The following is a 23,761-nucleotide window of genomic DNA, read 5'->3' as shown; positions in this document are numbered from 1 at the left end:
TGTCTCGTTTTGCGGCGGTCGCCGCGAGCACGGAAGGGCGGCGCAGTGGCGCGTTGGCCGATTATTGCGCGAGAAACAGGAAGATCGCGGGCCGTTTGTGAAGTTCGACGCGCGCCTGCGGCCAACCTTTGACGCGATGGGTGACGATCTGCTCGCCGTCTTGCGTCACGTCGACGGCCACGCACAGGAGCGTGGAGGCGTCGCAGTGCTGCAGCAACGCATCGAGCATGGCCTTGTTGCGGTAGGGCGTCTCGATGAAGATCTGCGTCTGTTTTTCCTTGCGCGAGCGCTGTTCCAGGTCGCGCAGGCGCTTGGCGCGTTCGCCGGCATCCGTCGGCACATAGCCGTGAAACGCGAAGCTCTGGCCGTTCAGCCCGCTGGCCATCAGGGCCAGCAGAATGGAGCTCGGCCCGACGAACGGCACGACGCGCACGCCTTTCTCGTGCGCGCGGCGCACCAGCAGCGCGCCGGGGTCCGCGACGGCAGGGCAACCCGCTTCCGACACGAGGCCGCCATCTGCGCCGGCCAGAATGGGGGCGAGCAGGGCGTCGACGGCCGCCTGCGGCGTATTGACGTTCAGCTCGCGGATATCGATTTCCTGAATCGGCGTGCTGGCCCCGACCAGTTTCAGGAACGCGCGCGTGCTCTTGGCCTGTTCGCCGACGAAGTACTTCAGGCCCGCGGCCACGGCGCGGACGTCCTCGGGCAGCACGGCCGGCAGCCCGCCGCGGGTGTTCGCGCCGAGCGTGTTGGGAATCAGGTACAGCGTGCCGCTCATGCCCGGCCTCCAGGCAGCCCCGGCCCGGGCAGGCGAACCCCTGCCTGCATCAACATCGTCGTGAGGGCGATGAGCGGCAGGCCGATGAGGGCCGTCGGGTCGTCGTTCTCGATGGTTTCCAGCAGCATGATGCCCAGCCCTTCGGACTTGGCGCTGCCGGCGCAGTCGTAAGGCGTCTCGGCGTGCAGGTAGGCGGCCAGCACGTCGTCGGGCAGGTCGCGAAACTTCACGCGCGTGACCACGTCCTTTGCCTGGCTCTTGCCGTTGCGGGCGTCGTGCACGCAAAGTGCGGAGTGAAATTCGACGACTTTGCCGCGCATGTCGCGCAGTTGCGACATGGCGTTCTCGAAGTTGCCGGGTTTGCCGATCTGGCGTCCTTCGAATGTGGCGACCTGGTCGGCGCCGATGACGATGGCCTCGGGGTGGCGCTCGGCCACGGCCCGCGCCTTTTGGCGCGCCAGACGCAGGGACGTGTCGTGCGGGGTTTCGCCGGCGGCGGGCGCCTCGTCGATGTCCGGGGCGACGACGGTAAACGGCAGGCGCAGGCGCTCGAGCAGTTCACGGCGATAGCGCGATCCGGAGGCCAGGATCAGCGATGGCAGGGGCTGTGCGGTCATCGGGTTTAAGTGTTTGACGAGAAACGAAAAACTATTTAGAATTCACGGCTTTTGCAATCTGGCGCTCGGTCCCGCCGGTTCGCGCGATACGGGTTCGAATGCCGGAAAACGGCGTCGGATCAAGGCGCGGCGAGCCAGTCGAGGCGTGAAATTCGCGGCCAGATGCGCCAAGGCAAGGATGAGCGTGATGAGCGAATATATCGTCGATCTGTTCGAATTCGCGCGTACCGGCCGGGTGGCGGAAGGCGACGTGCAACTTGCGGCGTTGCCGCGCATGGTAACCGAAGTGCCCGCCGAAGTCTCGGCGTCCGACCGTGCGAGGGGCGTGTTTCACTGGCGCGCCGAAGGCGCTGAAGAGCAGGTGCTGCGCGCAGACGGCAAGCCGGCGGTGGCGCAGTTCCTGACGCTCTCGGTCAAAGGGCCGATGTGGCTCGAGTGCCAGCGTTGCCTCACGCCGTACCAGGAGCCGCTCGACTCGCAGACGACCTTCGAGATCGTGCGCGACGAGGCTGCGGCCGAAGCCCGCCCGCTCGACGAAGACGAGCTCGAGGCGCTGGTCGGCTCGAAACATTTCGATCTGCGCGAGCTGATCGAGGAAGAATTGCTGTTGGCCCTGCCGATCGTTCCCAAGCACGAGGTTTGTCCGAGTGTTCACGATAGCCTGGCCACGGGCAGCGACGGGTTGGCCGAACCGGAACCCGCGCCCGAAGAAGAGGATAAGCCGTCTCCGTTCGCGGCGCTGGCAGCGCTCAAGCGCTCGCCGGACAAGGACGGAAAGTAATGTGCGGCCGGATTTCCGGCTCACCAAAGTACATGTTTGCGTTAGTCGCACAGGGCGGGCCGGCAGGCCGACACCGTAGGGCGGCGCTCGAACTGTGTTAAAATTTCGCGATATTTTGAGGAGTTATCATGGCCGTTCAACAGAACAAGAAGTCGCCGTCGAAGCGCGGCATGCACCGTTCGCACGATTTCCTGACCGCGCCGGCGACCGCCGTCGAGCCGACGTCGGGTGAGACGCACCTGCGTCACCACATCTCGCCGAACGGTTTCTACCGTGGTCGCAAGGTCATCAAGACCAAGAACGACTAACTCGGCCCAACAGGCGATACGCGCCCATCATGGCGCTGTTTGATCGTCCGATGTGGCAAAAGCGGCACTCATCCTGCCGCTTTTTTTGTTACCTGTACCGCAAGCCAATCACGTCGACATGACAGTCACCCTGACGATCGATTGCATGGGCGGAGATCACGGCCCATCGGTGACGGTGCCGGCCGCGGTGCGCTTCGTGCAATCCACCGACGACGTCGAACTTGTGCTGGTCGGACAGCAGGAGATCATCAACGCACAGCTCGCGAAGCTGCGCGTGGCGGATCACCCGCGGCTGTCCGTGGTCAATGCGAGCGAAGTCGTCGCCATGGACGACTCGGTCGAGACCGCCCTGCGCAAGAAGAAAGACTCCTCGATGCGTGTGGCGCTCAATCTGGTCAAGGACGCGCGCGCGCAGGCTTGCGTGTCCGCCGGCAACACCGGCGCGCTGATGGCCGTCTCGCGCTATGTGCTCAAAACGCTGCCCGGCATCGAGCGCCCGGCCATCGCCACGGTGCTGCCCAATCAGAAGGGCGGCTACACCACCATGCTCGATCTGGGCGCCAACGTGGATTGCGAGCCGACCCACCTGCTGCAATTCGCCGAGATGGGCCATGCGCTCGTTGCGGCGGTCGACGGCAAGGAGCGGCCGTCGATCGGCCTGCTCAACATCGGCGAGGAAGTCATCAAGGGCAACGACGTCATCAAGCAGGCGGGCGAGCTGCTGCGCGGCTCCACGCTGAACTTCTACGGCAACGTGGAGGGCAACGACATCTATCGCGGCACGACCGACATCGTCGTGTGCGACGGATTCGTGGGCAACGTCGCGCTCAAGACCTCCGAAGGGCTTGCCCAGATGCTCGGCGACATGATCCGCGAAGAATTCACCCGCACGTGGTGGACCAAGCTGATCGCCGTCGTTGCGCTGCCGATTCTCACGCGCTTCAAACACCGCGTCGATCACCGCCGCTACAACGGTGCGGCGCTGCTCGGACTGCGGGCGCTCGTCATCAAGAGCCATGGCTCGGCAGACGCCTATTCGTTTGAATGGGCTATCAAACGCGGCTATGATGCAGTTCGCAACGGCGTGCTCGAGCGCCTGTCGCACGCCATGCAAGAGAATCAGACCCAGCTCCAGGACACCAAGCCCGTGAGCGCCATCCCGGCGCTCTGAGCCAGGCGGCCCCGTCCCGGCGCGCTAACCGATCATAAGATGACCCAGTCCGCGATTCATTCCCGTGTCGTCGGTACCGGCAGCTACCTGCCGGCACGACGCGTGACCAATCAGCAGTTGGCCGACGAGCTCGCCACGCGCGGCATCGAAACGAGCGACGAGTGGATCGTTGCCCGTACCGGCATCAAGGCCCGCCATTTCGCCGCGCCGGAACAGACGACCAGCGACATGGCCGTGGAGGCCGCCAAGCGTGCGCTCGAGATGGCCGGACTGGAGGCCGGGCAGGTCGACCTGATCATCGTCGCGACCTCGACGCCCGATTTCGTCTTCCCGAGCACGGCCTGCCTCGTGCAGAACAAGCTCGGCATCACCAACGGCTGTGCCGCGTTCGACGTGCAGGCCGTCTGCTCGGGTTTCGCCTACGCGATGGCCACGGCGGACAACTTCATCCGCTCGGGCGCGTACAAGAACGTGCTCGTCATCGGCGCCGAAACGTTCTCCCGCATTCTCGACTTCAACGATCGCACCACGTGCGTGCTTTTCGGCGACGGCGCGGGTGCGGTCGTGCTGCAGGCGTCGGGCGAGCCGGGCATTCTGTCGAGCGCCCTGCACGCCGACGGCAGCTACGCGAACATCCTCTGCGTGCCGGGCAACGTGGACGCCGGCGCCGTGCGCGGTGAGGCGTTCCTCTATATGGATGGTCAGGCCGTGTTCAAGCTGGCCGTCAAAGTGCTGGAAAAAGTGGCCCAAGAGGCCCTGGATAAGGCCGGGCTGGAGCAGTCGGCGATCGACTGGCTGATTCCGCACCAGGCCAATCTGCGCATCATGTCGAGCACGGCCCGCAAGCTCGGGCTGTCCGAAGACAAGATGGTCGTCACCGTCGACCAGCATGGCAACACCTCCGCCGCCTCGATTCCGCTCGCGCTCGACGTCGCCGTGCGGGACGGGCGCGTCAAGCCGGGCCAGAACGTCATGATCGAAGGCGTGGGCGGCGGCTTTACGTGGGGCGCGGTGTTGTTCCGCATGTAAGCGTTCCGGCGCCTGAGCGCCACGCGGCGCCCGCCGCGCATGGCGGCGCGGCCCACGCGTCGGGGGGGGCTCCCCGGTGCGTCACACCGACGCGCGATACCACGCCGCCATGTTTCTGAAAAATTGACTGTAAAACCAGCGCCATGACATTCGCTTTCGTTTTCCCGGGACAAGGTTCCCAGTCGGTCGGCATGCTCGACGCCTTTGCGGACAACGCCATCGTGCGCGAGACGCTGGCCGAGGCCTCGGACGCCCTCGGGCAGGACGTGGCCCAGCTGATCGCGGCAGGGCCAGCCGAGGCCCTCAATCTGACGACCAACACGCAGCCGGTGATGCTCACGGCCGCCTACGCGATGTATCGCGCGTGGCTTGCCGAGGGCGGCGCCAAGCCGGCGTTCGTGGCCGGTCACAGCCTGGGCGAGTACACCGCGCTGGTCGCAGCGGGCGTGATCGCGTTCAAGGACGCCGTGCCGCTCGTGCGCTTTCGCGCGCAGGCCATGCAGGACGCCGTGCCGGTCGGGCAGGGCGGCATGGCTGCCGTCCTGGGGCTCGACGACGACACGGTTCGCAACGTCTGCGCCGAAGCGTCGGCGGCGGGCGTGGTCGAAGCCGTCAACTTCAATGCGCCGGCACAGGTCGTGATCGCCGGGGCGAAAGCCGGCGTCGAGAAGGCCTGCGAACTGGCCAAGGCGGCGGGTGCCAAGCGCGCGCTCGTGCTGCCGGTGTCGGCGCCGTTCCACTCGTCGCTGCTCAAGCCTGCGTCGGATCGTCTGCGCGAGTACCTCGCGAACGTGACGTTCAGCGCACCGCAGATCCCGCTCGTCAACAACGTCGACGTGGCCGTGGAGACGGACGTGGCGCGCATCAAGGACGCCCTCGTGCGTCAGGCTGCTGCGCCGGTGCGCTGGGTCGAGTCGGTCAAGTGGCTCGCGGCGCAAGGCGTGAGTCAAGTGGTGGAGTGCGGCCCGGGCAAGGTGCTGACCGGTCTGACCAAGCGCATCGACGGCAATCTGACCGGCCTGGCGATTACCGATCCGGCCTCGCTCGCCGACGTGCGCGGCCAGCTAGCGTAAGTCACAGACAGGATATTTCTGACATGAGCAAGCAACTCGACAACCTCGTGGCGCTGGTGACGGGCGCCTCGCGCGGCATCGGCCGCGCCATCGCCCTCGAACTCTCCCGTCAGGGCGCCACGGTCGTGGGCACGGCTACAAGCGAAAGCGGCGCCCGGGGCATCGATGCCTACTTCGCCGAAGCCGGCCTCGCCGGCAAGGGCATCGTCCTGAACGTGACCGACGCCGAAGGCGTGGCCGCCGCGCTCGACGACATTCTCAAGCAGCACGGCAAGCTCGACATCCTCGTCAATAATGCCGGCATCACGCGCGATAACCTCGCGATGCGCATGAAGGACGACGAGTGGGACGACGTGATCGACACCAACCTGAAGGCGATCTTCCGCCTCTCGCGTGCCGTGATCAAGCCGATGATGAAGGCCCGCAGCGGCCGCATCATCAACGTCACGTCGGTGGTTGGGTCGGCCGGCAACCCGGGGCAGGCGAACTACGCCGCCGCCAAGGCCGGCGTTGCCGGCATGTCGCGCTCGCTCGCCGCCGAGATCGGCAGCCGAAACATCACGGTCAACTGCGTGGCGCCGGGCTTCATCGACACCGACATGACCAAGGCGCTCGGCGAAGCGCAGCATGAAGCGCTCAAGGCGCGGATTCCCCTGGGACGCCTCGGCGCACCGGAAGATATCGCGAACGCCGTGGCGTTCCTCGCGTCGCCGCAGGCCGGCTACATCACCGGCACGACGCTCCACGTGAACGGCGGCATGTTCATGAATTGATGGTTGTTCGCGCAAATTGCGATAGAATTGCGCGATTTTGCGTGGCGTTGAACATTATTTGGCGCAGGCTAACTTTGCACGGCAAACCTGTTAAAATGCGCGCACTTGTCTGAACTAACTACCCCGGAGGGTTTGAATGGATAACATTGAGCAACGCGTCAAGAAGATCGTCGCGGAACAACTTGGCGTTGCCGAGGCCGAAATCAAGAACGAATCCAGCTTCGTGAACGACCTGGGCGCCGATTCGCTCGATACGGTCGAGCTGGTGATGGCCCTGGAAGAAGAGTTCGAGACGGAAATCCCGGACGAGGAAGCCGAGAAGATCACCACGGTGCAACAAGCCATCGATTACATCCAGGCCGCCCAGAAGGCCTAAGGGCCCACGGATCACTGGCCGGCCGGGGTGCCGACCGGTTTCCCGGTGCCAGGCACGCCTGTCAGCCGCAGGGAGCACAGGGTCGGACCCTGTCGCCTCTGTGGCTTTTGTTTTGTATGACCCAGCAGAAGAAGGGGAGTATCGTGAGTCGTCGTCGCGTCGTCATTACCGGTCTGGGCCTGATCTCGCCGGTCGGCAACACTGTTGCCGAAGGTTGGGAGAATCTGGTCGCGGGCCGTTCGGGCATCGCTAACATCACGAAGTTCGATGCAAGCGCCCACAAGGTGCGCTTTGCGGGCGAAGTCAAAAACTTCGAGACCGAGAAGTACCTGTCGGCCAAAGAAGCGCGCCGCATGGACACGTTCATCCATTACGGTCTCGCCGCCGGCATTCAGGCCTTTGAAGACAGCGGCCTGCAAGTCACCGAAGAGAACGCTGAACGCATCGGCGTGCTGGTCGGCTCGGGTATCGGCGGCCTGCCGATGATCGAAGACACCCAGACCGATCTGCTCCAGGGTGGACCGCGCAAGATTTCCCCTTTCTTCGTGCCCGGTTCGATCATCAACATGATCTCCGGCCATCTGTCGATCAAGTACGGCCTGAAGGGCCCGAACCTCGCGATCGTCACGGCGTGCACGACCGGCCTGCACTGCATTGGCCAGGCCGCGCGCATGATCCAGTATGGCGACGCGGACGCCGTGCTCGCCGGCGGTGCCGAAGCGACGGTGTCGCCGCTGGGCATCGGCGGTTTCGCCGCGATGACCGCGCTGTCCACGCGTAACGACGACCCGGTGACGGCGAGCCGTCCGTGGGATCGCGACCGCGACGGCTTCGTGCTGGGCGAGGGCGCGGGCGTGATGATGGTCGAAGAGTACGAGCACGCGAAAGCGCGCGGTGCGAAGATCTACGCCGAAATCACGGGCTTCGGCATGAGCGCCGACGCGAACCACATGACGGCACCGTGCGAGGACGGCGACGGCGCGCTGCGTGCGATGAAGAATGCGCTGCGCGACGCCGGCCTCAATGCCGACGCCGTCAACTACATGAACGCGCACGGCACGTCCACGCCGCTGGGCGACATCGCCGAGACGGTGGCCATCAAGCGCCTGATGGGCGACGACGCCAGGAAGGTCGTGGTGAACTCGACCAAGTCGATGACCGGTCACCTGCTGGGTGGCGCGGGCGGCCTGGAGTCGGTGTTTACCGTGCTGGCCGTGCATCATCAGAAGTCGCCGCCGACGATCAACATCTTCAATCAGGACCCCGAGTGCGACCTGGACTACTGCGCAAACGTGGCCCGCGACCTGAAAATCGACGTCGCATTGAAGAACTCTTTCGGATTTGGCGGGACTAACGGCACGCTGGTCTTCCAGCGCGTCTAAGTTCGCGGGACGCCGCGCAGGCGTCCCGTCCCGCTGACCCACGCTCCGGTGAGTGTGCCCGGGCGTGCGGCGTTACAGACACTTCCAGCCGCGGCGGCCATGCGCTGCCGGGGTGCAAACGGGCCCGTGCCGGGCTTACAGATCAGAGAAAATACGGATCCATATCAGGTGAGTGAACGAGAAATCGACCAGGCGCTCGTCGAGCGCGTGCAAAAGGGCGACAAAGCCGCCTTCGAGCTGTTGGTCGCGAAATATCACCGCAAGATCATCCGCCTCGTGTCGCGACTCGTTCGCGACGCCGCCGAGGTCGAGGATGTGACGCAGGAGGCCTTCATCAAGGCCTACCGTGCCTTGCCGCAGTTTCGCGGCGAGTCGGCGTTCTACACCTGGTTGTATCGTATTGCTGTCAACACGGCGAAAAACCACCTTGCGACCCAGGGCCGCCGTGCGCCGACTTCGACTGAAGCAAACGCTGAAGAAGCTGAAACTTTTGCCGAGGCCGATCAACTAAGGGATATCAACACGCCTGAGTCGATGCTGATGAGCAAGCAGATTGCTCAGACCGTCAACACAGCGATGGAGGCTTTGCCCGATGAACTTCGGACGGCAATTACCCTGCGGGAAATCGAGGGGTTGAGCTACGAAGAGATCGCCGAAGCCATGGGGTGCCCGATCGGAACGGTCCGTTCGCGAATTTTCCGGGCGCGTGAAGCGATTGCCAGCCGGTTGCGGCCGCTGCTGGACACGCCTGACGGCAAGCGCTGGTGAGCGCGCCGCCGGGGAAGTTATTTTCGTTGGGGGATATCATGGGATCAGCGACGGTGCAAACGCAGCGGGGGCTGCAAGCCGAGCGGATTTCCGCGTTGATGGACGGGGAATTCGATCCGGACGAGCTGGCTGCCCTGCTGGACGAGGCCGACACCTCTGGCCGGCCTCTGTGGGACGAGTACCATCTGATCGGGGACGCACTGCGTTCCGATGAGCTGACGCTGCCGCGTTCGGAGTCGGCCTTCATGGCCTCCTTCGCCGCGCGCCTCGAAGCCGAGCCGCATCTGCTCGCGCCGGCCGCGCTGGCCGACGCCCAGGCCAATGCCGGGCAAGGCGCGAAAGCGACGGGCTCGCGCGTCACGCGAATCAATCCTTTCCTGCGTGTTCGCCGTGTACTGCCGACGGCTGCCGCCGCGGCAGCGGTCGCTGCGCTGTCGTGGGTGGTGGTGCCGCGTCTGCAGGACCATCCGGCAGGCGGCGCCCAGCCGCAAGTACTGGCCCAGACGGCAACGCCAGCCGCCGCCGGCTCCAGCCTCACGCGTGTGGCGCTCACCCAGCAGCCGCAGACGGCGGTGGCGGCCAATGGCGCGAGCGCCGGCGCGACGAACGACCTGATCGTGTTGCGCGATGCGCGTCTCGACCAGTATCTGGCGGCGCATCAGCAATATGCCCCGGCGCCGATCGGCCAGGGTGTCTCCCCCTACATGCGAGCCTCGGCGCAAGCGGACGAATAAATGCAGCGTCTGAGTACCGAATCCTTGCCGCGTGCGCCCTTCGGGCGCACTTTCTTCCTCTTTGCTTTTCTGCTCGCGACCACGCTGCAAACGCAGGCGTGGGCGCAGGCTTCGTCGGCCTCCGATCCGCTGATCGAGCGCCGGGAAGTCGGTGCGTGGCTCACGAAGATCCATCGCGCGGCGCAGACGCAGAACTACATCGGCACCTTCGTTTATCAGCGTGGTTCGACCATGCGTTCGTCGAAGATCAGTCACTTTGCCGACAAGGGGAACGAATTCGAAGAACTCGAGACGCTCGACGGCCGTCAGCGCCGCATTCTTCGCCAGAATGAAGACGTCTACACGCTGATCCCCGAACAGAAGACCGTCTTCCAGGAAAAACGCGAGAGCAAGGACTCGTTCCCGGCGCTGCTCGCCACGCCCAATCGCGACGTTCTCGACTACTACGCGCCGAAGGTGTTGCCCAACGAACGTATGGCCGGCTTCGACTGCATGGTGATCGAACTCACGCCGAGGGACGACTACCGCTTCGGCTACCGCCTGTGGGCGGACCGCAATACGGGCCTGCTACTGCGTGCGCAGACCCTCGATGCCGAGGGGCATCTGCTCGAGCAGGCCGCCTTCTCGCAGATTTCGATCGGCGTGCCCACCGAGAAGGCGCGCATCCTGCACGCCATCCAGGCCACGCATGGCTGGCACGTGATCAAGCCGCAGATCGCGCCGACGCATCTGTCCGACGCCGGCTGGAGCATCGACGTCGACAAGAAGGTGCCGGGATTCAAGGCGGTTCGCGAGGTGCGCCGCACAATGCGCTCGAGCGCCGAGGGCAAGCCGCTCGAAGTCCAGCAGGTGGTATATTCCGACGGCATGGCCGGCCTTTCGGTGTTTATCGAGCCGGCCACGCGTGAGCGCAAGGAAGGCCACGGTAGCGCGGGGGCGACGAACATCCTCATCAAGCGCTACGGCGACTATTGGCTGACCTTGCTGGGCGAGGTGCCGCAGGCCACGCTGCAACAGTTCGCCAGTAGCATCGAGTACAAACAGCCGGCGAAGTGACCGGCTGTCGGGTGGGCCGCGACCGGCGACGGCGCGGTCCGGGCAGCCAGGCGCATCGAGACGCGACGCCCGTGTCGGATGCCGGGCCGTCCTCAGGGATTCCCAGACTATCGCGCATCACGATCTTCCAATGAAGAAGACTCTCCTGCTTCGTGTCATTCTCGGCGGCGCCATTGCCGCGCAACTGGCGGGCGCACCCGCCGCCTTTGCCGCTCCGGCGTCGGCGTCGAACGCGCCGCTCGTCACCAATCTGCCCGACTTCACTCAACTCGTCGACCGGGTCGGCCCCGCCGTCGTGAACATTCGCACGACCGAGCGCGTGAGCCGCACTCAGCGCGGCCTGCCGCCGGGCATGGACGACGACATGGCCGAGCTGTTCCGCCGTTTCTTCGGCGTGCCTCTGCCGCAGCCGGGCCCGAAGGGCGGTGCGCCCAAGCGCGGCCAGCCGCAGCCCGACGAAGAGCAGAACAGCGGCGTGGGCTCCGGTTTCATCGTGTCGGCTGACGGCTATATCCTCACCAATGCTCACGTCGTCGATGGCGCCGACAGCATCTACGTCACGCTCACCGACAAGCGCGAGTTCAAGGCAAAGCTGATTGGTGCGGACAAGCGCACCGACGTCGCCGTGGTCAAGGTCGAAGCCAAGGATCTGCCCACGGTGCCGGTGGGCGACTCCAACAGGCTGCGCGTGGGCGAATGGGTGGTGGCCATCGGCTCGCCGTTCGGCCTCGAGAACACGGTGACGGCCGGCATCGTGTCGGCCAAGGGGCGCGACACCGGCGACTATCTGCCGTTCATCCAGACCGATGTGGCGGTCAACCCCGGCAACTCGGGCGGTCCGCTCATCAACATGCGCGGCGAGGTCGTAGGCATCAACTCGATGATCTACAGCCAGACCGGCGGCTTCATGGGCATTTCGTTCGCCATTCCGATCGACGAAGTCATGCGCGTGGCCGATCAGCTCAAGAAGACCGGCAAGGTCGTGCGCGGGCGCATCGGCGTGGCGATCAGCGAGGTCAGCAAGGACGTCGCCGATTCGCTCGGCCTGCCGCGCGCGCAGGGGGCACTCGTGCGCAGCGTCGAGCCGGGCAGCCCGGCCGAGAAGGCGGGCGTGCAGCCCGGCGACATCATCATGAAGTTCGAGGGGCGTGCCGTCGACCACGCGACGGATCTGCCGCGCATGGTCGGCGAGACGAAGCCGGGCTCGACCGCTACGCTGCAAGTGCTGCGCAAGGGCAAGAATCAGGACCTGCGCATCACGATCGCGGAGGCCGACGCCGACACGCCGAAGGCCTCCAAGGCGCAGGGCGGCAGCGCCGAAGCGCCGCATCCGAACGCACTGGGGCTGGTCGTCTCGGACCTGTCGGACGCACAGAAGAAGGAGCTGAAGCTGCGCGGCGGCGTTCAGGTCGAACTCGCCGAAGGTCCGGCCGGACGCGCCGGTCTGCAGCAGGGCGACATCATCCTGCGTGTGGGCGACGCCGACATCACCAGCGCCAAGCAGTTCGAGGAAGTGGTCAAGTCGCTCGATTCGAGGCGTCTCGTGCCGATCCTCGTGCGCCGCGGCGACGCCACGCAGTTCGTGCCGCTGCGCCCGCGCACGCCGGCCAAGTAAGTCGACGACCACCCCATGACCGCGCCGGCGCTCACGCTTTACGGCCGCAAGTGGTGTCACCTGTGCGATGACATGCTCGCGGCGCTCGAAGCGATGCGACCGGCGTGGAATTTCTCCGTCACGATCGTGGACGTCGACAGCGACCCGGCGCTGGAAGCGAAGTACGACGAAATCGTGCCCGTACTGGCGCTGGGCGAACGCGAGCTGTGCCGCTATCGGTTCGACGCCGCCGCCGTCCTCGCCGCCGTTCCGACCCTGCGGGCGGCCTGACGCCGCGCACTGCCGCCATTTCGGAGCCCACGCCCGGACCTTCCCGTGATTGCCGATATAACGCTGCGATGCGCGCGATTTCAGACGGAATGGGCGCGCTTTCGGCTAAAATATCGTGTTTGCCGATTCTCTCGAAAGCCGCTGCCGAGCCGAATCCGATGGCACCGACTTTTCTATAGCCCGCCTCATGGACCACATTCGCAATTTTTCGATCATCGCCCACATCGACCATGGGAAATCGACCCTGGCCGATCGCATCATCCAGTTGAGCGGCGGTTTGTCCGATCGTGAAATGGAAGCCCGGGTCCTCGACTCGATGGACCTCGAGCGCGAGCGCGGCATCACCATCAAGGCACAGACCGCGGCGCTGCAATACAAGGCGCGCGACGGCAAGGTCTACAACCTGAACCTCATCGACACCCCGGGACACGTCGACTTCTCTTATGAAGTGAGCCGCTCGCTATCCGCCTGCGAAGGGGCGCTGCTCGTCGTCGACGCCTCGCAGGGCGTGGAGGCCCAGACGGTGGCGAACTGCTACACGGCCATCGAGCTTGGGGTGGAAGTCGTGCCGGTGCTCAACAAGATCGACCTGCCCTCGGCCGAGCCGGAGAACGCGATTCAGGAAATCGAGGACGTCATCGGCATCGAAGCCGTCGACGCCGTGCGTTGCTCGGCCAAGACCGGCTTCGGCGTGGAGGACGTGCTCGAAGCCCTCATCGCGAAGGTGCCGCCGCCCAAGGGCGATGCGAGCGGCCCGCTGCAGGCGCTGATCATCGACTCGTGGTTCGACAACTACGTTGGCGTGGTGATGCTCGTGCGCGTGGTCAACGGCACGCTCAAGCCGAAGGAGAAGATCCAGTTGATGGCGACGGGTGCGACATATCCCGTCGAGCAGGTGGGCGTGTTCACACCGCGCTCGCAACAGCGCGAGTCGCTCTCGGCCGGCCAGGTGGGCTTCATCATCTCGGGCATCAAGGAACTGCACGCGGCCAAGGTGGGCGACACCGTCACGCATGCGGTGACAACCACGACCAAGCCGGCGCCCGAGCCGCTGCCGGGCTTCAAGGAAGTCAAGCCGCAGGTATTCGCGGGCCTGTATCCGGTCGAAGCCAACCAGTACGACGCGCTGCGCGAATCGCTCGAAAAGCTCAAGCTCAACGACGCGTCGCTGCAATACGAGCCGGAAGTCTCGCAAGCACTGGGCTTCGGTTTCCGTTGCGGCTTCCTGGGCCTGCTGCACATGGAAATCGTGCAGGAGCGTCTCGAGCGCGAATTCGACATGGACCTCATCACCACGGCGCCGACTGTGATTTATGAGGTTGTCCTGCGCGACGGCACGACCATCTCCGTCGAGAACCCGTCGAAGATGCCGGACCCGGGCCGCATCGAGGAAATTCGCGAGCCGATCGTCACCGTCAACCTGTACATGCCGCAGGAATACGTGGGCGCGGTCGTCACGTTGTGCCAGCAAAAGCGCGGCATCCAACTCGACATGCAGTACCACGGCCGTCAGGTCAAACTGATCTACGAGATTCCGATGGCGGAAATCGTGCTCGACTTCTTCGATCGCCTGAAATCCGTCTCGCGCGGTTATGCGTCGATGGACTACGAGTTCAAGGAGTACCGTTCGTCTGACGTGGTCAAGGTCGACATGCTCATCAATGGCGACAAGGTCGATGCGCTGTCGATCATCGTGCACCGCTCGGAGAGCCGCCGCCGCGGCAACCAGGTGGCGGCGAAGATGCGTGAGATCATCCCGCGCCAGATGTACGACGTGGCGATCCAGGCGGCGATCGGGGCGAACATCATTGCCCGTGAGAACATCAAGGCATTGCGCAAGAACGTGCTGGCAAAGTGCTATGGTGGCGACATCACGCGAAAGAAGAAACTGCTCGAGAAACAGAAGGAAGGCAAGAAGCGCATGAAGCAGGTGGGAAGCGTCGAGATTCCCCAGGAGGCGTTCCTTGCCATTTTGCAAGTCGAAGACAAATAACGTAGCGACAGGTCCCGCATGAATTTCGCCCTGATTCTTTTGATCCTGGTGCTGGTGACCGGGGTGGCCTGGGTGGCCGACAAGTTGGTGTTTCAACCGGCGCGCCGCCGGGCAGCACAGCAAGCCGTGGCGCAATTCGACCAGCAGCAGTTCGCGCTGGAAGGCTCCGGCGTTCAGGGTTCCGGTTCGCAGGACAGCAATGCCGTGGCCAGCGCGCGAGCGCGCCTGCGCGACGAGAAACTGCGTCAGCCGTGGTGGCTCGAGTACTCGGCGAGTTTCTTCCCGGTGATTCTGGCGGTGTTCGTGCTGCGCTCGTTCGTGGTCGAGCCGTTCAAGATCCCGTCGGGCTCCATGATTCCGACGCTGCTCGTGGGCGACTTCATCCTGGTGAACAAGTTCGACTACGGCATCCGTCTGCCGGTGATCAACAAGAAGATCATCGAGGTGGGCGAGCCCAAGCGTGGCGACGTGGTGGTGTTTCGCTACCCGAAGGACGAGTCGATGGACTATATCAAGCGCGTGATCGGCGTGCCGGGCGATGTGGTCGCATACGAGAACAAGCGCCTCACGGTAAATGGTCAGCCGGTGCCCGAGACGGCCATGCCCGATTACTTCGACGACGAGCATATCGCCTACTTCAAGCAGTTCGAGGAGACGGTGGGCGGCGTGAAGCATCGCATCCTGAACGATCCGAACGTGCCGCCGTACATCATTGGCGCGGACGACTTCCCGAACAAGCAGAACTGCCAGTACAACAGCCAGGGTGTGATCTGCAAGGTGCCGCCCGGCAACTACTTCATGATGGGCGACAACCGCGACAACAGCGCGGACAGCCGCTACTGGGGCTTCGTGCCGGAGCAGAACATCGTGGGCCGGGCCTTCTTCATCTGGATGAACTTCTCCAACCTCAAGCGTCTGGGCAGTTTCCAGTAAGCGCGCGTGCGGGGAGCGCCGCGTGAAGCGGTCGGATGTTCGGTTTGATTGATGCGGAAATTGACAATAAAAAGTCAGTTTCCGCATTATTGTTTTCAATTTTGATTTAAATAGTGCGACGAGGCGGCCCTGCCTCGGAAACGTCCGATCCATCGCCCTCACGCGGCTCCGAAAAGCCCGCCGCACGGCGGCCAAGCCCGTCGTTTCTTGGCGACGGCGCGCGCCGGGGCAGGAGCGTCGCGCTATACTTGCGCCATGCCTCAATCTCTGAACCAACTGGAAGAACGTCTCCAGTATCGTTTCCACGATGCGGAATTGCTTAGCCAAGCACTGACGCACCGTAGCCACAGTGCCGCCAACAATGAGCGGTTGGAGTTTCTCGGCGATTCCATTCTCAACTGTTCGGTCGCAGCGATCCTGTTTCGCCGTTATGGCAAGCTCGACGAAGGCGATCTGTCGCGCGTGCGCGCCAATCTGGTCAAGCAGCAGTCGCTCTACGAGATTGCGCAGACGCTGGGGGTGTCCGATTTCCTGAGGTTGGGCGAAGGCGAGCTGAAAAGCGGCGGATTCCGCCGCCCGTCGATTCTGGCCGACACGCTCGAGGCGCTGTTCGGCGCGATGTACCTGGACGGTGGTTTCGAGAAGGCCTATGAAGTGATCGAGCGACTGTACACGCCGGTGCTCGAACACGTGGACCCGAAGACGCTCGGCAAGGACGCGAAGACGCTGCTGCAGGAATATCTGCAGGGCCACAAGATCGCGTTGCCGCAGTACACCGTCACCGCCACCCATGGCGCGGCACACAACCAGCAGTTCGAGGTCGAGTGCACGGTGCCGAAGCTGGACATCAAGGTGGGCGGCTCGGGTGCGAGCCGTCGCGCTGCCGAACAGGCGGCAGCCAAGAAGGCGCTCGAGGAAGTCCAGAAGATGCCGGCCCTCGCGAAACCGAAGGCCGAGAAGAGCGCCAAGGCCGCGAAAAAGCGTGCGGCCAAGGCGGCGGCCTCCGAAGCGAAGAAGGCCGAGCGGGCCGCGGCTGCGGGCGAGCCCAAGGACGCAAAGGATGCGCGCGACGCCGCGCTAGGTGCCGTCGTGGCGAGCGCCGGCGCCATGAGTGCGCCGGCCATGACCGCGTCCGCGAGCAACGGTGCGACGCGCGCGCCGGTGGCAGTCCCGGCGCTGAGCGTGGCGCCGGACAGGAGCGGCGACAAGAGCCCCGACAAGAGCCCCGACAAGAGTGCTGAGAAGGGTGTGGACAGGGGCGGCGAGAAGGCGGACAAGGGCGATAAGGTCGATAAGGCCGATAAGGTCGATAAGGCCGATAAGGTCGACAGGGCCGACCGAGTCGAGAAGGGCGGCGACAAGGCTGCCGCCGAGAAAGTCGCGGAGAAGCCCGCCGAGAGGGGCGCCGAGAGGGGCGCCGAGAAGATCGCTGAGAAGGTCACTGAGAAGGCCGACGTGGCCAAGCAACCGCCGGCAGCTGCCTGAGCGTCCTATTCAAGGGGCGGGCGCGAAGCGCCGGCGCCTTTTCAAGAGAGTTTCCAACCATGAACGATAAGACGGATTTTCGCTGCGGCACCGTGGCGATCGTCGGGCGTCCGAACGTCGGCAAGTCGACGCTGCTCAACGCCCTCGTCGGTCAGAAGATCAGCATCACCTCGCGCAAGGCCCAAACCACGCGCCACCGCATCACGGGCATTTGCACGACGCAAGACGCGCAGTACATCTTCGTCGACACACCGGGTTTCCAGACACGCCACGCCAGTGCGCTCAACCGTTCGCTCAATCGCGCGGTGACGTCCACGCTCGCGAGCGTCGACGTCGTGCTCTTCGTCATCGAGGCCGGCAACTTCGGTGCGGACGACGAGAAGGTGCTCAAGCTGTTGCCCGAGACCACGCCGGTGCTGCTGATCGTCAACAAGCTCGACCGCATCGCCGACAAGGCGCAGATGCTGCCTTTTCTGAAGACGGTGGGCCAAGCGCGCGATTTCCGCGAAGTGGTGCCGCTCTCGGCCAAGCGCCCGGAAGACATCAAGCGTCTGCTAGACGTGCTGCGCCCGTATCTGCTCGAAGGCGAGCCGATCTACGGCGAGGACGATCTGACCGACCGCAGCGAGCGCTTTCTCGCCGCCGAAATCCTGCGTGAAAAGGTGTTTCGCTGGACGGGCGACGAACTGCCGTATACCAGCACCGTCATCATCGACAAGTTCGAGCAGGAAGGGAATCTGCGCCGCATTTTCGCCACGATCCTCGTCGATCGCGACAGCCACAAGGCAATGATCATCGGCAACAAGGGGGCCAAGCTCAAGCAAATTTCCACCGACGCGCGCCTCGACATGGAAAAGCTTTTCGACGGCCGCGTGTATCTGGAGGTCTGGATCAAGGTCAAGGGCGGTTGGGCCGACAACGAGGCCGGCCTGCGGGCGTATGGCTACGAGTGAGCTCGATACCGCACGCGACGAGATTGCCGCGCCGGACGAGCTGACGTCCGCCGGGCAAGCGAGAAAGGCCGGGCGAACCGAATCGGCCGCCTCACCGCGTGCGCCTCGCACGGGCGCACGCACCCGCCGTACCGGCAGCGCTCGGGCGCGCGCCGTGGACGACGAGGCCTCCGAAGCTTTTCACGAAGCCGAAGCCTCCGCCGAAACTGCCAAAGGCGCGCCCGCGCGCGCGCGTCGCGCACCATCGCCCGCGAGGGCCGCCGAGCGTGAGCAAAGCCGCGTGGCGGAGCAGCCGGGCTTCGTACTGCACAGCTATCCCTACCGCGAAACCAGCCTGATCATCGACGTGCTCACGCGTGACTACGGGCGCATTGCGCTCGTCGCCAAGGGAGCGAAGCGTCCGCACTCGGCGCTGCGCGGCGTGCTGCAGACGTTCCAGCCGCTCTCGCTCGCGTGGCTGGGCAAGGGCGAATTGCGCACGCTGACCAGGGCCGAGTGGGTCGGCGGCCTGCGTCCGCTCGAAGGCGACGCGCTGCTTTGCGGCTTCTACCTCAACGAACTGCTCGTGAAGTTCTGCGCGCGCGACGATCCTCACGACAGGTTGTTCCAGCACTATCTCACCACGCTGCACCATCTCGCGCACGGCGAGCCGGCGGGGGTCATCCTGCGGGCGTTCGAGCGCGTGCTGCTGCGCGAGACGGGGTATGCCGTGGCGTTCGATCGTTGCACGCAGACCCGCGGCAAGGTCGCGCCCGAGCGTCGCTACGTATTCCACCCCGAGTGGGGCGTGCGGCCGGCGCGCGGCGACGAACCGGCTGACTGGCCGGTGATCAGCGGGCAAACGCTGCTGGACATGGAGCAAGACGACTACTCGCGGGCGCAGACCGTGCAGCAAAGCAAGCTGCTCATGCGCTTTCTTCTCAACCACCACCTGGGCGGCGTACCGCTCAATACCCGGCAGATCCTGCTCGACCTGCAAAAACTATGAGCCTCTTCTTCCACGGCAGCCCCATCGATCTGGGCGTCAACATCGATCACGTGGCCACGGTACGCAACGCGCGCGGCACGACCTATCCCGATCCGATCAAGGCGGCGCTGTTGGCCGAAGCGGCGGGCGCGGACGTCATCACGCTCCATCTGCGCGAAGATCGCCGCCATATTCGCGACGAGGACGTGACGAACCTGCGCGACAAACTGCGCACGCGCATGAACCTCGAGTGCGCCGTGACGGATGAGATGCTGGCGATCGCCTGCAACGTCAAACCGCATGACGTCTGCCTGGTGCCCGAGCGCCGTCAGGAACTGACGACCGAAGGCGGGCTCGACGTCGTGGGCCTGTACGATCGTGTGGCGGCCGCAACGCAGCAACTGACGCGGGCGGGCAGCCGCGTGTCGCTGTTCATCGACCCGGACGAGGCGCCGATCCGCGCGGCCGCCCGCATGGGCGCGCCGGTGGTGGAACTGCACACGGGACGCTACGCCGAGGCGCACGACGAGGCCACGCGCGAAGCCGAGTTCGCCCGGATCGAGCGCGCGGTGGCGCTCGGCGTCTCGCTGGGTCTGCGCGTCAACGCGGGGCATGGTCTGCATTACGAAAACGTGCAGCCGATCGCAGCGATCGAAGGCATCTCCGAGCTGAACATCGGCCACGCCATCGTCGGCCATGCGATCTTCGCGGGATGGGAGAACGCCGTGCGCGAGATGAAGGCCATCATGGTCGCCAGCCGCCTGGCCGGGCGCGGCTGAGCCGCCATGCATTCGTCACCGCGCTACCGCTACCGAATCGCTCGCCGCACATGACCGACCCCAATCCGTCAACGTCCGCACCTGCCGACGCCACACCGTCGCACGCCGCCGGCATTCCCGTTTGCGCGCCCGCGCATGGCGCGACGGCAGTGTTCGGGGTGGGCACCGACATTCTCCAGATCAGCCGTGTCGTGGGCGTCATGTCGCGCACGAACGGCCGCTTCGCGCAGCGCATTCTCGGGCCGGAGGAACTCAAGGTTTATCACGCCCGTCAGAAGCGCTCCGAGGTGCGCGGCCTCGCCTATCTGTGCACGCGGTTCGCGGCAAAGGAGGCCGTGTCCAAGGCGATCGGACTGGGTATGCGCTGGCCCATGACCTGGCGCGCGGTGCAAACGCTCAACGCGCCGTCGGGCAAACCCATGGTCGTGGTGTCCGAGGAGTTGGCGCAGTGGCTGGCCGAGCGCCAGTTGTCCATCGAAATTTCGATCACGGACGAGAAAGACTATGCGGTCGCGTTCGCGATCGCTTCACGCAACATTGCATCGGAGAAAACGTAATGACGAAGCGCAGGCCGGGCCCGGTGATGCTCGACGTCGTCGGGCTGACCCTCAGCGAGGACGACATTCGCCGCATCGACCATCCGCTGACCGGGGGTGTCATCCTGTTTAGCCGCAACTTCGACGATCGCGCGCAACTGTGTGCGCTCACGAAGCAGATTCGCGACGTGCGCGACGACATCCTGATCGCGGTCGACCATGAGGGCGGGCGTGTGCAGCGCTTTCGCACGGACGGCTTCACGCACCTGCCGGCCATGGGCAAGCTCGGCAAGCTCTGGCACGAAGACGTGTTCAAGGCCACGCGCGTGGCGACGGCGGTGGGCTATGTGCTCGCGTCCGAGCTGCGCGCGTGCGACATCGACCTGAGCTTCACGCCGGTGCTTGACCTGGACTACGGCACTTCGACCGTGATCGGCGACCGTGCTTTCGACGCCGATCCGCGCGTCGTCGCCATGCTGGCCAAGAGCCTCAATCACGGCCTGCTGCTCGCGGGTATGGCGAACTGCGGCAAGCACTTTCCGGGGCACGGTTTCGTCGCAGCCGATTCGCACCACGAGATTCCGGTGGACGAGCGTTCGCTCGACGAAATCCTCTCGGTCGACGCGCAGCCATACGACTGGCTCGGCATGTCGCTGTCGGCCGTGATGCCGGCGCACGTGATCTACCCGCAGGTCGATCCGAACCCGGCCGGTTTCTCGCCGAAATGGCTCAAGGAAATCCTGCGCGGCAAGTACGCGTTCGACGGCGTGATCTTCAGCGACGATCTGTCGATGCAGGGCGCGAGTGCCGCAGGCGACGTGGTGAGCGCGGCGCACGCCGCAATGGACGCCGGCTGCGACATGGTGCTGATCTGCAACAGCCCCGAGTTGGCGGACCGCCTGCTGCGCGAAATGAAGACGGTGCCCGACACCGCGTCGCAACGCCGCATCAAGCATCTCAAGGGGCGCGGCAAGGTGCACGGCTGGGAGAAGATGCTCGCACAACCGGAATATCAGGCCGCGAAGCGGTTGATCGCGCAGACGTTCGGCGCTTGACGCCGGGCGCGCCGGTGGCCGCCGACGCAGGCGCCACCGCGCAAACAAAAAGCGCTCATCCCGGGAGGGAGAGCGCCTTTTTTGATGCGTAGCCCGAGCGCGGTGCATTGCATCGCCGCAGGGGCGATCGGGCGGCGTGTCGCGACTTAGCGGCGGCTTAGACGCAACTTGGACGCAGCCTGGACGCAGCCCGGACGCAGTTTAGACGCGGCTGCGGTACTCGTCGGTGCGCGTGTCGATTTCGATCTTGTCGCCGGTGTTGACGAACAGCGGCACCTGGATTTCCAGCAGATCGTTGATCTTGGCGGCCTTGAGCACGCGGCCCGACGACGTATCGCCCTTGACGGCCGGTTCCGTGTACTGCACTTCGCGCACGAGCGAGGTCGGCAGGTCGACCGAGATGGCCTTGTCGTTGTAGAACACGACTTCGCACTGCATGCCGTCTTCCAGGTACTTGATGGCGTCGCCCATGTTCTCGGCTTCGACTTCGTACTGGTTGTAGTCGGCGTCCATGAAGACGTACATCGGGTCGGCGAAGTACGAGTAGGTCACTTCCTTCTTGTCGAGCACGACGACGTCGAACTTGTCGTCGGCCTTGTAGGCGAATTCGCCGCGGCCTTCCGACAGAAGCTTCTTGTACTTCATCTTCACGACGCTGGAGTTGCGGCCCGACTTGACGTATTCGGTCTTCAGCACGACATTGGGCTCACCGTCGATCATGACGACGTTGCCGACGCGGAGTTCTTGAGCGGTTTTCATAAAAAAACGAGATCCTGTGACGAAATAAGCGATTTGCCGCTTGTTGAGCGCTTCCATACGCCCATTCGCCGCTTGATTCCCGCATCCGCCTGGAAGGGTCCGGGGCAGCAGGTTCAGCAGCAAAGCGTTGAAGAACCAGCTATTTTACCTGATTTTCCACGAAGCTCGCCAGTTGTCGCGCGAGGTCCGGCAGCGCCGTCTGCCGGTCCGCCCAGGCGCGTGCGTGGTGGTTCAGCTCGGGCAGGCGGGCGGCCAGCGCGGGCCAGTCGGGCGCCGTGCTGGCGTAGCCGTTCCACAGATGCCAGAAGGTGCGCAGCGCCTCGCGCGCGGCGTGGGGCAGCGGCTCGGCCTCCGGCCCGGTCTCGGGCGCGCCGCATGCCGTTTCGCCCAGATAGCGCGCCAGAAAGGCGTCCAGTTTGACGTGATGGGCGTTCTCCGCCTGCGGGTAGATGTGCCACACGAAGGGCTTCGCCGCCCACTGGGCGCGCACGAACGAGTCCTCGCCGCGCACGAAATTCACGTCGCAGGCCCACAGGAGCGTGTCGAAGTCGGCCTGGGGCACGAATGGCAGTCCGTAAGCGGTCAGCGCGCCTCGATTCGCCGATTCGCCGGGGGCGAGCGCCTCGCGTCCGAACCATGCGCCGGCGGCCGGCGCGATGCGGCCTTGCGGCACGAGACAGACGATCGGCGTCCGGCTCGCGGCCCACTGCCCGAACAGCGCCGGCAGCGCTTCGTTTTCGTAGGCGAAGAGCGAGACGACGAGCGCGTCGCGCGGCGCGGCCGGCAGGCCGAGGGTGCGCTGCCACCAGGCGTCGCGCAGGGCCGGCGAGGACAGAAAGGCGTCGCGGCGCGAGAGCAATTCCCGCTCGCGCGCAAGGCCGCCGGTGCGCACGGTGAAACCGGGGAAGAAGAACGTCTTGACGAGGCCCAGTTGCGGGTGCGTCGATTTCATCAAATGGCAGTCGTCGACCCAGTCTTCCGCGCTGAGGTACTCGAGATTGATCCAGACGGGCGGGTTGCCGGCGAGCTTGCGGGCGTGCATCGCGTGGACGTAGGCGTCGGGAATGTTGCAGGCGAATGCCTCGATGACGACGTCGCCGGGCGTGTTGTCGTCGGCGGCCGTCCCCGACGTGGCTTGCGCCGCGCCCGGGGCTCCCAGGTCGGCGTCCCAGCGCCGTACATCGACGCCGTCGCAGCGCTGACGGGCCAGCGCCGGATCGATGTCGGGGCGCAGATACCGGAAGCTCGCGAGATCGTCGACCCATAGCCGCACCGACCAGCCGTGTTCGCGCACGAGCTGGCGGGCGAGGCGCCAGCACACGCCGATGTCGCCGAAATTGTCGACGACGGTGCAGAACAGGTCGCAACGCGGCACGAGGGGCCGCGCGGCGGGAGCCGCCGTGGTGGATGAGGGCATCGAGGGTAACGAGGGGCGCGCGGCGGACAGGGACATTGAGAAGCGGTGACGCGGATTGGTCTAAACTTTGGATTTTAGTCCCTGCGACGCGCGATGATGGCGCCGGGCGGCCGCGCCGGCGAGCCCGACGAACACCGTCGATCGCCCCCACGA

General features: G+C 65.0%; 25 protein-coding genes. 21 read left to right on the top strand and 4 right to left on the bottom strand.

Annotated features, from left to right (window positions below):
* Positions 1 to 61: 61 nt before the first annotated feature.
* Together PNO31109_RS05175 and PNO31109_RS05170 are read right to left on the bottom strand one after the other, a co-directional pair.
* Positions 62 to 778 carry an SAM-dependent methyltransferase gene (locus PNO31109_RS05175; RefSeq protein ID WP_150554584.1) on the bottom strand — a complete coding sequence of 239 codons (717 nt, stop codon included), beginning with the start codon at positions 776 to 778 and terminating at the stop codon, positions 62 to 64.
* On the bottom strand, positions 775 to 1,395 hold the full coding sequence (locus PNO31109_RS05170) for a Maf family nucleotide pyrophosphatase (RefSeq protein ID WP_150554583.1): 621 nt from the start codon (positions 1,393 to 1,395) through the stop codon (positions 775 to 777). The genes PNO31109_RS05175 and PNO31109_RS05170 overlap by 4 nt, the downstream gene beginning before the upstream one ends.
* Positions 1,396 to 1,573: 178 nt before the next feature.
* On the opposite strand from PNO31109_RS05170, the gene PNO31109_RS05165 reads away from it, so the two are divergent.
* The 21 genes from PNO31109_RS05165 to nagZ all read left to right on the top strand — a co-directional run bounded on the left by PNO31109_RS05165 (position 1,574) and on the right by nagZ (position 21,432).
* Positions 1,574 to 2,176 (top strand): DUF177 domain-containing protein, encoded by a 603-nt coding sequence (locus tag PNO31109_RS05165; RefSeq protein WP_150554582.1) that lies wholly within the window; start codon positions 1,574 to 1,576, stop codon positions 2,174 to 2,176.
* Between the two features lie 128 nt (positions 2,177 to 2,304).
* Entirely contained in the window at positions 2,305 to 2,484 is a 180-nt protein-coding gene (rpmF, locus tag PNO31109_RS05160; RefSeq protein WP_039405487.1) for a 50S ribosomal protein L32, read from the top strand.
* Positions 2,485 to 2,602: 118 nt separating this feature from the next.
* A complete protein-coding gene (gene plsX / locus PNO31109_RS05155; protein WP_150554581.1) occupies positions 2,603 to 3,655 on the top strand; it encodes a phosphate acyltransferase PlsX in 1,053 nt (350 codons plus the stop codon).
* A 39-nt stretch (positions 3,656 to 3,694) separates the two neighbouring features.
* A complete protein-coding gene (locus PNO31109_RS05150) occupies positions 3,695 to 4,684 on the top strand; it encodes a beta-ketoacyl-ACP synthase III (protein ID WP_150554580.1) in 990 nt (329 codons plus the stop codon).
* A gap of 143 nt (positions 4,685 to 4,827) precedes the next feature.
* A complete protein-coding gene (fabD, locus tag PNO31109_RS05145; protein ID WP_150554579.1) occupies positions 4,828 to 5,757 on the top strand; it encodes an ACP S-malonyltransferase in 930 nt (309 codons plus the stop codon).
* A 23-nt stretch (positions 5,758 to 5,780) separates the two neighbouring features.
* Complete coding sequence (fabG, locus tag PNO31109_RS05140) at positions 5,781 to 6,530, top strand: 3-oxoacyl-ACP reductase FabG (RefSeq protein ID WP_150554578.1); 750 nt, start codon at positions 5,781 to 5,783, stop codon at positions 6,528 to 6,530.
* Between the two features lie 136 nt (positions 6,531 to 6,666).
* Entirely contained in the window at positions 6,667 to 6,906 is a 240-nt protein-coding gene (gene acpP, locus PNO31109_RS05135) for an acyl carrier protein (RefSeq protein WP_150554577.1), read from the top strand.
* Positions 6,907 to 7,049: 143 nt separating this feature from the next.
* The gene (gene fabF, locus PNO31109_RS05130; RefSeq protein ID WP_150554576.1) at positions 7,050 to 8,288 is read left to right on the top strand and encodes a beta-ketoacyl-ACP synthase II; all 1,239 of its coding nucleotides are present in this window, start codon (positions 7,050 to 7,052) and stop codon (positions 8,286 to 8,288) included.
* A 168-nt stretch (positions 8,289 to 8,456) separates the two neighbouring features.
* The gene (gene rpoE, locus PNO31109_RS05125) at positions 8,457 to 9,056 is read left to right on the top strand and encodes an RNA polymerase sigma factor RpoE (RefSeq protein WP_010805230.1); all 600 of its coding nucleotides are present in this window, start codon (positions 8,457 to 8,459) and stop codon (positions 9,054 to 9,056) included.
* 38 nt (positions 9,057 to 9,094) lie between these two features.
* Positions 9,095 to 9,790 carry a sigma-E factor negative regulatory protein gene (locus tag PNO31109_RS05120; protein ID WP_150554575.1) on the top strand — a complete coding sequence of 232 codons (696 nt, stop codon included), beginning with the start codon at positions 9,095 to 9,097 and terminating at the stop codon, positions 9,788 to 9,790.
* Complete coding sequence (locus tag PNO31109_RS05115; RefSeq protein ID WP_150554574.1) at positions 9,791 to 10,846, top strand: MucB/RseB C-terminal domain-containing protein; 1,056 nt, start codon at positions 9,791 to 9,793, stop codon at positions 10,844 to 10,846.
* 130 nt (positions 10,847 to 10,976) lie between these two features.
* Positions 10,977 to 12,461, top strand: coding sequence for a DegQ family serine endoprotease (locus tag PNO31109_RS05110; protein WP_150554573.1), 1,485 nt, complete (start codon positions 10,977 to 10,979; stop codon positions 12,459 to 12,461).
* Positions 12,462 to 12,476: 15 nt separating this feature from the next.
* Positions 12,477 to 12,731, top strand: a complete 255-nt coding sequence (locus PNO31109_RS05105) for a glutaredoxin family protein (RefSeq protein WP_150554572.1) — start codon at positions 12,477 to 12,479, stop codon at positions 12,729 to 12,731.
* Between the two features lie 187 nt (positions 12,732 to 12,918).
* Positions 12,919 to 14,724 carry a translation elongation factor 4 gene (gene lepA, locus PNO31109_RS05100; protein WP_150554571.1) on the top strand — a complete coding sequence of 602 codons (1,806 nt, stop codon included), beginning with the start codon at positions 12,919 to 12,921 and terminating at the stop codon, positions 14,722 to 14,724.
* Positions 14,725 to 14,742: 18 nt separating this feature from the next.
* Positions 14,743 to 15,657, top strand: coding sequence for a signal peptidase I (gene lepB / locus PNO31109_RS05095; protein WP_150554570.1), 915 nt, complete (start codon positions 14,743 to 14,745; stop codon positions 15,655 to 15,657).
* 255 nt (positions 15,658 to 15,912) lie between these two features.
* Positions 15,913 to 17,142 (top strand): ribonuclease III, encoded by a 1,230-nt coding sequence (rnc, locus tag PNO31109_RS05090; RefSeq protein ID WP_217433182.1) that lies wholly within the window; start codon positions 15,913 to 15,915, stop codon positions 17,140 to 17,142.
* A 59-nt stretch (positions 17,143 to 17,201) separates the two neighbouring features.
* Positions 17,202 to 18,095, top strand: coding sequence for a GTPase Era (era, locus tag PNO31109_RS05085; RefSeq protein WP_150554569.1), 894 nt, complete (start codon positions 17,202 to 17,204; stop codon positions 18,093 to 18,095).
* A complete protein-coding gene (recO, locus tag PNO31109_RS05080) occupies positions 18,082 to 19,083 on the top strand; it encodes a DNA repair protein RecO (RefSeq protein ID WP_241013906.1) in 1,002 nt (333 codons plus the stop codon). Before era ends, recO begins: the two co-directional genes overlap by 14 nt.
* Positions 19,080 to 19,841 carry a pyridoxine 5'-phosphate synthase gene (pdxJ, locus tag PNO31109_RS05075; protein WP_150554568.1) on the top strand — a complete coding sequence of 254 codons (762 nt, stop codon included), beginning with the start codon at positions 19,080 to 19,082 and terminating at the stop codon, positions 19,839 to 19,841. Before recO ends, pdxJ begins: the two co-directional genes overlap by 4 nt.
* Before the next feature lie 50 nt (positions 19,842 to 19,891).
* The gene (gene acpS / locus PNO31109_RS05070) at positions 19,892 to 20,398 is read left to right on the top strand and encodes a holo-ACP synthase (RefSeq protein ID WP_150554567.1); all 507 of its coding nucleotides are present in this window, start codon (positions 19,892 to 19,894) and stop codon (positions 20,396 to 20,398) included.
* Positions 20,398 to 21,432, top strand: coding sequence for a beta-N-acetylhexosaminidase (gene nagZ / locus PNO31109_RS05065; protein ID WP_150554566.1), 1,035 nt, complete (start codon positions 20,398 to 20,400; stop codon positions 21,430 to 21,432). The genes acpS and nagZ overlap by 1 nt, the downstream gene beginning before the upstream one ends.
* Before the next feature lie 201 nt (positions 21,433 to 21,633).
* On the opposite strand, the gene efp is transcribed toward nagZ, so the two are convergent.
* Positions 21,634 to 22,191, bottom strand: a complete 558-nt coding sequence (gene efp / locus PNO31109_RS05060) for an elongation factor P (RefSeq protein WP_150554565.1) — start codon at positions 22,189 to 22,191, stop codon at positions 21,634 to 21,636.
* A 139-nt stretch (positions 22,192 to 22,330) separates the two neighbouring features.
* Positions 22,331 to 23,608, bottom strand: a complete 1,278-nt coding sequence (gene earP / locus PNO31109_RS05055) for an elongation factor P maturation arginine rhamnosyltransferase EarP (protein ID WP_150554564.1) — start codon at positions 23,606 to 23,608, stop codon at positions 22,331 to 22,333.
* Between the last annotated feature and the right edge of the window lie 153 nt (positions 23,609 to 23,761).

This window comes from Pandoraea nosoerga (assembly GCF_902459585.1).
In the GTDB taxonomy this organism is placed as follows: Bacteria; Pseudomonadota; Gammaproteobacteria; order Burkholderiales; family Burkholderiaceae; genus Pandoraea; species Pandoraea nosoerga.
The sequence above is the reverse complement of the archived record's forward strand: the minus strand, read 5'-3'. Positions and strand labels throughout refer to the sequence as shown.